This window comes from Hymenobacter sp., assembly GCF_036388155.1.
Lineage (GTDB): Bacteria > Bacteroidota > Bacteroidia > Cytophagales > Hymenobacteraceae > Hymenobacter.
In genome coordinates, this window is record NZ_DASVSI010000075.1 from 1 (window position 1) to 12,232 (window position 12,232).

General features: G+C 61.3%; 10 protein-coding genes and 1 tRNA gene. 3 read left to right on the plus strand and 8 right to left on the minus strand.

The genetic code is table 11. The features are described from left to right. Positions 1 to 231: 231 nt before the first annotated feature. The 5 genes from VF629_RS10875 to VF629_RS10895 all read right to left on the minus strand — a co-directional run bounded on the left by VF629_RS10875 (position 232) and on the right by VF629_RS10895 (position 6,429). On the minus strand, positions 232 to 1,119 hold the full coding sequence (locus VF629_RS10875; protein WP_331058502.1) for a DUF4476 domain-containing protein: 888 nt from the start codon (positions 1,117 to 1,119) through the stop codon (positions 232 to 234). 183 nt (positions 1,120 to 1,302) lie between these two features. Further along, complete coding sequence (locus VF629_RS10880; protein WP_331058503.1) at positions 1,303 to 3,225, minus strand: OmpA family protein; 1,923 nt, start codon at positions 3,223 to 3,225, stop codon at positions 1,303 to 1,305. A 95-nt stretch (positions 3,226 to 3,320) separates the two neighbouring features. Then, a complete protein-coding gene (locus VF629_RS10885) occupies positions 3,321 to 3,833 on the minus strand; it encodes a hypothetical protein (RefSeq protein ID WP_331058504.1) in 513 nt (170 codons plus the stop codon). A gap of 138 nt (positions 3,834 to 3,971) precedes the next feature. Continuing rightward, positions 3,972 to 4,823, minus strand: a complete 852-nt coding sequence (locus tag VF629_RS10890) for a (Fe-S)-binding protein (protein ID WP_331058511.1) — start codon at positions 4,821 to 4,823, stop codon at positions 3,972 to 3,974. A gap of 211 nt (positions 4,824 to 5,034) precedes the next feature. Continuing rightward, positions 5,035 to 6,429, minus strand: a complete 1,395-nt coding sequence (locus tag VF629_RS10895; protein ID WP_331058505.1) for a (Fe-S)-binding protein — start codon at positions 6,427 to 6,429, stop codon at positions 5,035 to 5,037. 171 nt (positions 6,430 to 6,600) lie between these two features. Between VF629_RS10895 and VF629_RS10900 the strand changes: the two genes are divergently transcribed. Further along, positions 6,601 to 6,673 (plus strand) — tRNA-Phe (locus VF629_RS10900). A 237-nt stretch (positions 6,674 to 6,910) separates the two neighbouring features. Then, complete coding sequence (locus VF629_RS10905) at positions 6,911 to 7,450, plus strand: lysylphosphatidylglycerol synthase transmembrane domain-containing protein (RefSeq protein ID WP_331058506.1); 540 nt, start codon at positions 6,911 to 6,913, stop codon at positions 7,448 to 7,450. Here the strand turns inward: VF629_RS10905 and VF629_RS10910 are convergent. The 3 genes from VF629_RS10910 to VF629_RS10920 all read right to left on the minus strand — a co-directional run bounded on the left by VF629_RS10910 (position 7,395) and on the right by VF629_RS10920 (position 11,566). Beyond that, the gene (locus VF629_RS10910) at positions 7,395 to 7,784 is read right to left on the minus strand and encodes a hypothetical protein (RefSeq protein WP_331058507.1); all 390 of its coding nucleotides are present in this window, start codon (positions 7,782 to 7,784) and stop codon (positions 7,395 to 7,397) included. The two genes, VF629_RS10905 and VF629_RS10910, sit on opposite strands and share 56 nt — an antisense overlap. A 101-nt stretch (positions 7,785 to 7,885) precedes the next feature. Continuing rightward, positions 7,886 to 10,531 (minus strand): DUF5686 and carboxypeptidase regulatory-like domain-containing protein, encoded by a 2,646-nt coding sequence (locus tag VF629_RS10915; RefSeq protein ID WP_331058508.1) that lies wholly within the window; start codon positions 10,529 to 10,531, stop codon positions 7,886 to 7,888. A gap of 114 nt (positions 10,532 to 10,645) precedes the next feature. Further along, positions 10,646 to 11,566, minus strand: a complete 921-nt coding sequence (locus VF629_RS10920) for a DMT family transporter (RefSeq protein ID WP_331058509.1) — start codon at positions 11,564 to 11,566, stop codon at positions 10,646 to 10,648. Between the two features lie 111 nt (positions 11,567 to 11,677). Here VF629_RS10920 and VF629_RS10925 point away from each other — a divergent pair, with 111 nt between their 5' ends. Next, positions 11,678 to 12,184: a regulatory protein RecX gene (locus VF629_RS10925; protein ID WP_331058510.1), complete on the plus strand. Its 507-nt coding sequence runs from the start codon at positions 11,678 to 11,680 to the stop codon at positions 12,182 to 12,184. Positions 12,185 to 12,232 lie beyond the last annotated feature (48 nt).

Here is a 12,232-nt window from a genome sequence, read left to right on the forward strand (position 1 = left end):
CACCAGTAGTTAGTGATTGCGAGCGAGATGCTTCGCGGCGCTCTGCATGACGGGCTTTTTTTTTTAAGGAAGTATTAGTGTCCACATAGCCTAGTTCTAGTGCTTGCTTTGCTGAACTCGATTTGGTAGCTTTTCTGAAAGGTCTATTCTCATTCCTGCGCGAAAGCGGAAGATAATGCACAAAAAAGGCCGCTGCAGGGATGCAGCGGCCTTTTTTACATCTGTTGAATCTTAGCGTTGCGACTCAGGCGCCACGGCGCGCTGCACTTCCCGGGCGTTGTTGTCGAAGTCAAACGCCTCATACACCCGGTAGAAATTTTGCGGGTCTGAAACGTGCGAGTGCGCAAACTTGGCCAGTTCCACCCGCGAGGCTTCGAAGTCGAGGCTCCGCAACAAGCGCTTCAGGTCGTCGGCTTGGATGGCGCTTTGGGCCAGGGCTTCCTTTGCCGTGCCCAGCTTGCTGGCTTCAAAAGGCCGCTGCTTGATGGCTTGCACCAGCGCGTCGACGTCTTGCGGCTGCATGGCGCGGTAGCTGCTCACGGCCGTGCCGGGGTAGTAGCCGTCGGCGTCGGGGCCGTTGCCGTAGCTGCCGCCTGGGGCCGGGCCGGTGGGCTGGTTGCCGTAGCCGTTGTTATAACTGGGGTTGGGGGCAGCGTTGTAGCTACCGCCGTTGTCGTACGGGTCGTTGTTGCCTTGCCCATACGGCTGGGGGCTGTTGTAGCGGCCGCCGTTGTCGTAGTAGCCGTTGCCGCGGCCCCGGCTGGGCCCGTACAAAGCCACTGCCCCCACCTGCCGCAGGCCGAGCGGGCGGCCGGGCCGGGCAATGAGTACAAAAGAAGTTTCCAGGCCGGGTTCCAGCCACACCCGGCTGCGGAAGCGCACCGGCCGGCCGTAAGCCGTGGGCACTGTAAAATCGGCCCAGTGCAGGCCCGGGGCTAGCCGGTCGACGTGCACCTGGCGGGCCGCGCCGCGTGTCAGGGGGCGCCCATCAAGCACAAGGCCAAACGGCACGCCGCGCTCCGACAAGAAATTCACGTTAGCCGGCGGAGGCGGGACGGCCACCGCGGGAGCCACGGCCGCGAGCAACCCGACCAGGGCAAGAAGTAGAGCCTTTTTCATGGCGCTGAAGAAATAAACGAGAAGCCGGGAGGTCCGGTCCTGCACCGCTATTTTCAAAAGCTGTGCCACGTTCCATCGGTTTTCGCGCTCGAGACAATCAAGTGTTAACCGAGAAAATAACCGCCAACGAAAAGCCCCGGCAGTGGGTACTGCCGGGGCTTTTCGTTGCTTGAAAACGCGAACCTACTGAGCGACTCGCGTCACCTTAAACTCGGTGCGGCGGTTGCGCTGGTACTCCTCCTCTGACTTGGGCGCGGCTACAATCGGGCGGCTTTCGCCGTAGCCCTTCGCCGTGATGCGGGCCTTGTCGACGCCTTTGCTCACGATGTAGTCCACGGCGGCCTGGGCGCGCTGCTGCGAGAGCTTCTGGTTGTAGGCGTCCTTGCCGCGCTGGTCGGTGTGCGAGCTCAGCTCGATGGAAATCTTGGGGTTGTCCACCAAGGTCTGCACCAGCGTGTCGAGGCGAATGGCGGCATCGGGGCGGATGTTGAACTTGTTGTAGTCGTAGAAAATGTCTTTGACTTCAATCGCGCGGGCCAGGATGATTTTGTTCAGCGTCAGCGTCACCGGCAGCTTGATGTCGTTCACCGGGTTGGGCAGCTGGTCCTGGCTGGGCTTGCGGCCCACGGTGCTCAGCGAAGTACGCGCGGCAAAATCGCCGGGACGCTCAGCGAGGATGGTGTAGTTCGTCACCGAGTCCAGCTTGGCCGTGAACTTGCCGTCGGGGCCGCTGGTCACGGTTTGGCGCTGGCCGTTGGCGCTCGCAATCGTTACCTGAGCGCCGGCAAGGGGCACGGTGGTCTTGGCTTTGTCGTCGCGCTCCAGCACGGTGCCATCCAGGGAGAAGGTCACCAGCTTCAGCGCTTTCTTCTTGAACATGTACTCGTCGTCGGAACCTTTGCCACCGGCGCGGTTCGAGCTAAACAAGCCCATGTCGGCGCCTACGGGCACGGGGGCGAAGTCGTCGGCGGTGCTGTTCACGTCGGCCCCCAGGTTCACGGCCTGGCCGCCCTTCACCATGAAGATGTCGAGCTTGCCCAAGCCGGGCCGTCCGTCCGAAGCGAAGTACAGCGTGCCGTCGGTAGCCACGCCGGGGAAATTGTCGTTGCCGGCCGTGTTGATGGTTTCGCCCAGGTTTTCGGCCGGCGAAAAGCGGCCGTTGGGGCCCAGCGTGGCTTTGTAGAGGTCGTTGCCGCCCTGGCCGCCCTTGCGGCTCGAGGCAAAGTACAGCGTGGTGCCGTCGGGGGCGAAAGCGGGCGAGAAATCATCGGCCGTGCGGTCGTTGATGTTGGCCAGCACGGGCTCGCTCCACGCACCCGCTTTGTTGTAGGAAATCCAGAGGTCAACGCTCAGGTAGCCTTTTTTGCTGCCGTCGTTCGAGCGGGCAAACACCATCGTCTTGCCGTCCGGGGTGTAGGTGGCGCTGGCTTCGTGCTTGTTGTCGGAGTTGAAGGGGCCTTCAAGCTTGCGGGCGGTGCCGCCGCTCATGGTGGCCGCGTTGTCAAACTTGATGGCGTAGAGGTCGGCGAAGTTCTCGCCGTTGCCGAGGTACTTCTTGCCGTCGCGGCCCGAAGCAAAAATCAGCTCGCCGGTGCTGGCCATCAGCGTGCCGCCAAAGTCCGAGGCCGCCGAGTTGAGGGCGTCCACGGGCATCACCTCGTATTTGTTTTTGATGGCGGCCACGCTCTTGCTGTCGGTCGCGTTTTTGGCTTCGGTTTCGGCGCGGGCCGCCAGGGTGCGGTTGCCGCCGCTGCTGGCGTAGGTGGCAAACTGGGCCGCGGCCTCGTCGTACTTGCCGTTGGCCCGCAGCGCCTCGGCGTAGCGGAAACCGGCGTCCGCGTTTTTCACCCCACCGTCCAAGGCCGCTTTGTAGAAGGGCTCGGCCATCTCCACCCGGTTGGAAAGGCGGTAGGCTTCGCCGAGGCGGAAGTTGGAAATAGCCGCGTTTTTGCCTTTGGCAATGTCCGCCTGGTAGAGCGGAATGGCCAGCTCGTACTGGCCCCGGGCAAACTGCTTGTCTGCCTTGCTCATGCTGCCCGTGGTGGCACAGCCGCCTAGCAACGCGGTTGAGCTCGCCGCGGCGCAAATGAATACTAGTTTCCTCATAGGTGGTGTGGGGGAGGTGGGGGAGGGGGGGGCACCGAGAAATATTCTCGATTGGGCATTTTTGGGTTAGCAATAATACTACGTTTAGGTAGGATTTACGCTAGTTGCCGGTTTTTTTCTCCCAGCCCAAAATACCGCGCCAGCCACGTTTGGCCGGCTGGACGGGGCCATCGAGTATCCAACTCACCCTTAGTGGCTAAGGTATTGTCAAAATAAAAGGTGTCGGCTCCGATGGTGCCCTTGGCCACGGCCGCTTTCAGCTCGGTACGGCTGAGCAAACGCACCGCGCCGTCCTGCAAAAACGCCAAGCGGGACTTATCCAATAACTCCACATTCAGGTGCTGCTCTAGCTGCGCAATGAAGCGTACCGACGCGTCGATGGAGCACCCGCTGGCGCCGGCCACGCCCTCGTCGAGCCCAATAACCAGAAAGTGCTGGTGCAAAAACTCCGCCGAGGCCAGCAACGAGCGGCCGTGGCTGGTCCAATCCTCCGCGAAGCGGGCCAAGCTGGGCAGCACCGCCACGATGTCGGGGCCCGCCAACGGGCGGCTGGCCTGATAAATCCACACCCGGGCCGTGGGCGGAAGCTGGTCGAAAGAAACGTACATAGGTCAGATATTCAGCGGTTGACAAGCCGGTTGACGAAAACAAGTCAATCCCGCACCCTGCTCGAGTGTCCAAATGTATTGGGTAAACGAATCCAGGCGCGTTTCCGTGCCTAAACCAAGCGCTAAAAATCTTGCCTTTTAGGCATTAATGCCTTCGGCCGAGGCCACCAGCTCGGCCAGGTCGAACACCTGCACTTTGCTTTCTTGCTCTTTATTCTTCACGCCGTCGCTCATCATGGTCATGCAAAAGGGGCAGCTCACGGCAATGATGCTGCCCTGCAGGTCGTGGGCGGCGGGGGTGCTGGTCTCGGTTTCGACGCCGCCCAGGTTGGCCAACGCGGCGGCTTGGCCGCTCAAGGTGGCCAAGGCTTCCTCGGTGCGCTCGATGTTGATTTCCTTCTTGCCCGGCTCGGCTTCCTTCCACATTTGGGCGCCGCCCGCGCCGCAGCACAGGCCGTTGGCGCGGCTGCGCTTCATCTCCACCAGGTCGGCATCGAGGGCCGCCAGCACCTCGCGCGGGGCTTCGTAGATGTTATTGGCGCGGCCTAAGTAGCAGGAGTCGTGGAAGGTGATGCGGCGGCCCTTGAAGCTCTCGCCGCCGGTCACGCCCACTTTGCCCTCGTTGATGAGCTGCTGCAGGTAGGTGCTGTGGTGAATCACCTCATACTCACCGCCCAGCGCCGGGTATTCGTTCTTGATGGTGTTGAAGCAGTGCGGGCAGGCCGTCACGATTTTCTTGATGCCGTAGCCGTTCATCGTCGTGATGTTTTGCATGGCCTGCATCTGAAACAGAAACTCGTTGCCGGCGCGCTTGGCGGGGTCACCGGTGCAGCTCTCTTCCAGGCCCAGCACGGCGTACTTCACGCCGACATGTTCGAGAATGCGCACAAAGGCGCGGGTTACGCGCTTGTACCGGTCGTCGAAAGCACCGGCGCAGCCTACCCAAAATAGGATTTCAGGCGACTCATTGCGGGCCGCCAAATCGGCCATGACGGGAACGTTGATTTGGCGCTTTTCGCCGGCCGCGGGAGTAGTTGGAGACATGGTGGGGAGGGTTTGAACGTCCTAGAACGTCATGCAGAGCGCAGCGAAGCATCTCGCCGGGCTTACTAACTCAATCGTTGTTTGTCATTGATTACTACAGCACGCGAGATGCTTCGCTGCGCTCTGCATGACGTTCTTTCTCTTTCTGTGCCGCTGGCTAAGCGACTGCGGCCGCCTGCGTGGGCTTCTCCGCCGCGTACAAGTCATCGGCCCAGTTAAACCGGTCCGAGGGCGAGAAGGCCCACGGCGCGCCGTTGTTCTCGATGTTGGAAAACATGACGTTGAGCGAGTTCGGCGCGGCCGACTCTTCCAGCACCAGAAAGCGGCGCATTTCAATAATGCTTTCCAGCGGATTAATGTTCACCGGGCAGCTTTCCACGCAGGCGTTGCAGGTGGTGCAGGCCCAGAGCTCCTCGGGCGTCACTTTGCCGCGCAGCAGCGTGGCGTTGGCCAGGTCGGTTACGGGCTCGTGCTTGGCCTCGGGGCCGTACATGTTGGGCCGGAAGATGAGCGGCGACTCGTACTTCTCCTCCATCCGGTCGCGCGTGTCCATGATGATTTTGCGCGGCGACAACAGCTTGCCCGTCAGGTTGGCCGGGCACACCGAAGTGCAGCGGCCGCACTCGGTGCAGGAGTAGGCGTTCATCAGGTTGGTCCAGGGCAGGTCCTCCACGTCTTTGGCGCCGAAGGGCGTGGGCGCCAGGGCCGAGCCGTCGGGGCCCACGGGGGCGGGCGGCACGGCGTAGCTGGGGTCCATCATGGCCTTCACCTCGTGGGTAATGCTTTCCACGTTGCTGAACTGCCCCTGCGGGATGAGCCGCGAGTACCACACGTTCGGGAACGAGATGATGATGTGGAAGTGCTTGGAGCTGGGCAGATAGTTCAGGAACAAGAAGATGCCGATGATGTGCGACCACCAGCCCACGCGCTCCAGCACGTGCAGCAGGCCCTCGTTGGCCGGAAACAGGCCGGTGAGCAGGCTGCTGATGGGGAAGGTGCCAGGCAGGTCTTCGCCCCGCAGCTGGTGCAGCTTGAGGTCGGCGGTGTTCATCGTGAACAAGGCCGCCATCAGAATTACTTCGATGTAGAGGATGATGTTGGCGTCGAGCTTGGGCCAGGCGCGCAGCTCCACGCCGGTGAAGCGGCGCACGGGGTTGGTGCGGTTGCGGCGCCACCAGAACGCTACCACGGCCAGAATCACCAGCGCGCCCAGGATTTCGTTGGTGGCCATCAGCACGTCGTACACCGGGCCGAGGAAGCTCAGGAAGCGGTGGGTGCCAAACAGGCCGTCGACCACGATTTCGAGCACCTCCACGTTAATCACCAGGAAGCCCACGTACACAATCAGGTGCAGCAGCGCCGGGGTGATGCGCTTGAACATCTTCTGCTGGCCAAACGCCACGAGCATGGTTTTCTTAAAACGCTCGGCGGCGTGGCCGCTCATGTCGCGCTCGCGTCCGACGAGGATATTGGCCCGAATTTTTCGGACTTGCCAGGCAAATAAGCCAAATGCTGCTACCAGCAGCAAGAAAAATATGATGTGCTCCAACATGCGGGTAAAGGTAAGGGCGTGGGAACGTTTGCGGCTGCAATATACTCGGCATGCCGAATACTTTTTGGGCGATGCCACCCCCGTCACTACTTTTTTTACTTAACTTCTTGCGGCATTGTTTTGGTTTCGTACCTTTGCGGTCCCCAAAGCGGTTTCCTGCGGCGGGGAAACGGCAACATAGCTCAGTTGGTAGAGCACAGCACTGAAAATGCTGGTGTCGTTGGTTCGATTCCAACTGTTGCCACGAAAAAGGCCTTTATCATTGCGCTAGAGGCTTTTTTGTTTGTACTTGGCTGCGCAAGACCGTGGTTGGGGCTTTGCAGGGCCGTGGGCCTCTTGCCAAAACTCTGCTATTGCTCTCGGCACCAATTCTTGGGTTTTTATAGTGCTATTTGCAGGCTGGGGTAGGGGCAAAGCGGTTCGTGGCGCCATCGTTGCTGCCTTGTGGGGCCGATGAAAAAAGCATTTGCTGTCGTGAAATATGCCCTGCTCCTGTTGGTTTCGGGGCCTGCTTATGGTGTACGCTTTGCGCGGGCAAGACATAAGCCGGGTGGGGCTGTACCTGCGCAAAGCAAATTATTTTTGGATGGGGCTGACCGTGGTTTTCTCCGTGCTCGGCTACCTGAGCCGGGCCTACCGGTGGAAAATGCAGCTTGACACCCTGGATGGGAAAGCGGCCTATTGGCCCATGTGCCACGCCCTGATGGTGGGCTACCTGGCCAACTTGGTGGTGCCCCGCATGGGCGAAGTGGCGCGGTGCTCCGTGTTGCGGCGCACGAGCGGCGTGCCGGTGGGGGCCTCGCTGGGAACGGTCATTGCCGAGCGCGTCATTGACGTGTCGGTGCTGGGCGCCACCCTGCTGCTCAACTTTGAGACGTTCTGGGGCTTGGTGGTTGGCAAACTGCTGGACGGCGGCTCTTACCACTTCCTGACGCGCCATCGTACTTCCCTGCTGGCCGCGGCCGTTATCGGGGGCGCGGTGCTGACGCTGGCGTGCCGTCGCCTAGCTGGTTGTAGGTGACGGCGGTTCTGTGCGGGGCAAAGATGGCCGTGGTTTTTTCGATGGTATGTGTCTGCGGGTTGACCACTACCCGAAGGCGAATGGCTCCGTTTTCGTCATTCAACACGGGCAAGGTGGCGGCGTACATCGTGTCCTGGCTGAGAACGTCCTCCGGGCGAACACTGCGGTGGGCGGGGTCCGGGCCGGGAACAATGCCGGGCCCTGAGCCCGAATTTGACGAAATCAGCTGCTTTCTCACTGGCGCTGGGGTGGTGGACGTGTCGGCCGAGGGGTTACTACACCCAATAAAGCTGAGGCCGCCAAACAGCACGGCAAGCGCAGAAAGAAGACGCACTGGACGCAAAGAGTTGCTCATGGCAAGCGAAGCTGGAATAGGTGTTATAACGAAACCTGTTACGTTCAACCCGGGCTGCTCGACGGAAAAAGCCGCAATGTTTAAAAACCAAAACCCACGCGCAAGCCAGTACCCAACTTCTCCCCGCTTTGCAGGGCGGTGTAGAAGTCGACGCGCAGCACCTTCAGCACGTGCTCGATGCCGACGCCCAGCTCCACGTAGTGCCCGGCTTGCTTGGTGGTGAGGTAGTTGAACGAAGCCACCTCCTGCCATTTTAGCTTACGCAGCAGCGGGATGTTGTTCAGGAAGAAACCGTTGAAGTGGTGGTTGTAGTGGGCCTCGAAGTAGGTGTTGTTGGTGCTGAAGCGGTAGTAGTCCAGCAGCTGGAAGTTGCTGAAGTCGCCGGCCAGGAGGGTTTGGTTGCCCGAGAAGTGACGGTAGTCGATGAAGGTCAGGCCCCGCTGCTGGCCCACGAAGCCACCCACGCTGGCGCGGAAGCTGCTGTTGCCCAGCAGGCCCAGCGAGAGGTTGTCGCGCACGCCGGCTTGCAGCAGGGTGTAGCGCACGTCGGGGCCCAGCACGTCGGGCACGGCCATGCGGCCCTGCACGTTGAACGTAGGCCACTTCGAGCCGAGGTTAAACTTGCCGTCGGGCCGGTTGATGTAGCGCTGGCCGGGTTTGTAGTCGAGCGACAGCCCGACGGTGAGAATGCGGCTTTGCCCAAACCCGGTGTTGGGCAGTTCCTCGCTCACGGGCAGGTTCGGGGTAAAGGCCCGGCCGCGCACGTCGCGAAACAGCCGGTCGGTGGTATTGGCCAGCTGCACCCGCTCGAAGTAGCCGGCGCTGGCCCGCATGTTCAGCCCGTTGACGGGCTCGGTGAGGTAGGTGAACTCGGCACCCTCGCGGCGGTACAGCTTGGCATAATTCCGGTTGACGTACAGGGTATAAATGGTGTTGGTGGCGGGCGTGAGCTGCGAGTTGCGGTCGAAATTCTCGATGGTTCGGCCCACCGACAAACTGATTTGCTTGAGCTTGGCGGGGTGCAGCTGCCAGTTCACGGCCAAGTTGGGGTTCAGCTCCTTGCTGCTGAAGCCGTAGCGCAGCACCGGAGTGAGGTTGAAGAAGCGCCGGTCGTCGGTGCGCTGCGAGAAGGTGGCCTGGGCGTTGAGCACGCCTCCTTCCACGGTGTTGTACTGAAAAATCTGGGACAGCGGCTGCACCGAAGTCGACCGTTTGCGGAAGGTGTTTTGGTAGGTGTAGCCGCCCATCACCAATTTGATGGGCTCGAACTCGTTGCGCTTCTTGTCAAGCGAGTCCTGGTAGGGGCGCGACTTCCGGATGACCTCGGTGCTGTCCTTCACGCGGTAGTCTTTCTTTTCTTCGACCGTGAGCGGCACGGGGCGCACCTGGTCCCAATAGGCCGAGTCGCGCTCGTTCACGCCCGCTTCGATGCGCTGCACTTCGCCCTTGCCCAGCTGAGCAAAGGGGTCGTTTTTCAGCGAGTCGCGCTGGGCTTGCTTCACCTTTTTGCGCACCTGGGCGTTGAGGCCGTGCAGGTCGGGCTTGCGCTTGCGGATTTGGGCGGCAGTTTCTTGGCCCTTGGGCGCGTCGTCCTTGGTCTCAACCACCGCGGGCGGGGTTTTGGCCACGGGCGGCGTGGGGTAGGTGGGCACCACGTTGGCGTAGTTCGACAGCACCGCCGTGATGTAACCCGAACCCTTGAATCCCAGCCCCGACAGGTTGGCCGTGACCTGCTGCGACTGAATGAGCCAGACGTTGGGGTTGCCCGGCGCGGGGGTGTATTGCTGGGCGATGTGCAACTGGTCGACGTAGTCAATCTGGGCGTCTTTATCGAGGTTTAAGTCGACGGAGTGAATGCGCCAGGAGCCGTCGGCGATGTAGATGTAGCCCGAAAAAACGGGGTCGGTGCGCCGGCGCGGAATCACCCGGATTTTGTGCACCGTTTCGCCGCCCTGCGGGGTGCTGCCCACCAGCTCGTACTTGTAGAACAGCATGGCGTTGCTGGCAATGGGCGACACGAAGCCGCGCTCCGAAAACGCCGGCTTTATCAGGTTTTCGTAGAAGCCCAGGTTGCGGCCCGCGCTGGCCCGGTTGAAGCTCAGGCCGCGCGAGTCGCCGCTGACCCGGCTCGAAATCATGCGCTCTTTCACCACATTGGGTTGGGTGAAGCTGATGTCGGACAGAGACTCTGAAAGGTAAAAAATTCCTTTTTTGATATCAGGACCGATTTTGAACAGGCCCATGATTTTTTCGGGCGTGTCGTTGATGCGGCCCAGGGCTTTGATGTAGATGCGGGCCCGGTAAGCGGCCACTTCGCGCCGGTGGTAGGCCCGCCACTGCTGCGCCTGTTGAATAATGGCGTAAGCCGGGTCGCGGTCGGTGGATTTCACCAGCACTTCGCCCAGGTTGTAGGCCTCCGGCTGCAAGGTGACGTTCACGGTCAGGACCGAGTCGCCGCCCAGCACGCGCACCGGCTGGACCTGCGGCCGGTAGCCCACGTACTGAAACACCAGCTCGTACTGCCCGGCCGGCAACCGCAATTGGTACTGGCCCTGCTCGTTCGAGCCGGTGCTGGTGGCCGAGCCGCGCACCGCCACGTTGGCAAACGCCAACCCTTGATTGTTGGCCCCGCTCACCGTCCCTTTGATGACGCCGGCCCACCCCAGGCCCGGCAACACACTCAGCAACAATACAAACCCAACGAGGCGTAACGTAGTCAGTAACATAAAGCAGCAAATGGCAGAAGAAGGCCTGACCAAGTTACGGGGCCTCAAGCTAACTGATGCCCGCTCGGGCCGGATGGTTGCCTTTGGGGCTGACGCGGTTTCGGCCGCTATGCTTTAGGCCACCACTTCTTCGGCGGGCGCCAGGACCGCGGCACGGGCGTCAACCCGGCTGGTGTACCAGGCATTCAGGCCCACGCCCAGCAGCACCAGCACGATGCCGGCGTAGGCCATCGGCCCAAAAGTTTCGCCAAAAAACACGTAGCCCAGCCCCAGCGCGTAGAAAATGCCCAGGTAGTTGAGCGGCGCCACCCGGCTCAGGCGCTCGATTTGGTAGGCCTCAGTCATGGCCACTTGGGCGCCTTGGGTGAGGGCCCCGCAGGCCAGCAGCCAGAGCCAGTCGGCGCCCTGGGGAGTTTGCCACTGAAACAGGCAGCCCACCGCCGCCAACGGCAACGAAATCAGGGGGAAGTAAAAAACGATGACGAGCGGATGCTCCCGCCCGCGCAGCCGCCGGATGGCGTTGTAGCTCAGCCCGGAAAGCAGCGCGCCCAATGCCCCAATGCCCACGTAAGCCCACGCAGCACCCGCCGAAGCAGCAGCGCTGACCGTCGCTTCTGGAGCACCTTGCTGCACCAGCAGCACCCCGCCAAAGCTGAGCACGAAGAACACCCACTGCCACGCCCGTACCGCCTCCCGCAACAACCAAATGCCCATCACGGCCGTGAAAATGGGCGCGAGGTACTGCAGCGTCACCGCCGTGGCCAGCGGCAAATTATGCAGGGCCAGAAAGTAGCAAATCAGCGCCAGGGCGCCCGTGGTGCCCCGGCTGACGAGCAGGCGGTGGTTGTTGCCGAAGGGCGCCACGCCCAGCCGCCGCAGCGCCACGTAGCTGGCCACGATGGAAAAGATGGACCGGAAGAAAATAATTTCCAGCGCGGGCAGGTGGTGCAGGTGCTTCACGCAGGCGTTCATGCCCGCGAAGAGCAAGGTACTCAGCAGCATCAGGCGGATGCCGGGACTTAATTCCGGTTTCAAGCAGCAGGGTGGGAAGTGCCGAGAGACAAATTGCGCCATTCCGCGCGAGCTTTGGTAACGAACTACCGGGCGCATTGTTCAGTATTACTCGTCCTTCCCATTCCAACTTCCATGTTCAAAAGCCCCGACAAAACGCCCAAGCAGTACACGCCCGGCGAAGCCCTGCAAAAAATCGCGGCCTTCTGCGCCTACCAGGAGCGCACTCAGAAAGAGGTGGAGCAAAAGCTGCGCTCCTACGGCCTGGACGAGGACGAGGCCGGCGAAATCATCATCCGCCTAAGCCGCGAAAAGCTGCTGGACGAAGAACGGTTTGCCAAAGCTTTCGTGCGCGGGCACTACCGCCAGAAGAAGTGGGGACGCCGCCGCATCGTGCAGGACCTCAAGCAGAAAGGCATCAGCGAGTACTGCATCAAGTCGGGCATGAAGGAGATTGACGGCGAGGAATACTACCAGAACCTGGTCGACATTCTGGAGAAGAAGGACCGCCAGGAAAAGGAGTCGAACCCGCGGGTGCGCCGCATGAAAATCTCGCAGTACCTCACCGGCAAAGGCTACGAGCAGGACCTCATCAAAATAGCGCTGGATGATTTGGGCAAAACCTCAGAGGACGACGAGTAGCGCGGACTTTTAGTCCGCGACGTAAACTACTGGCCCGAGCCACGGACG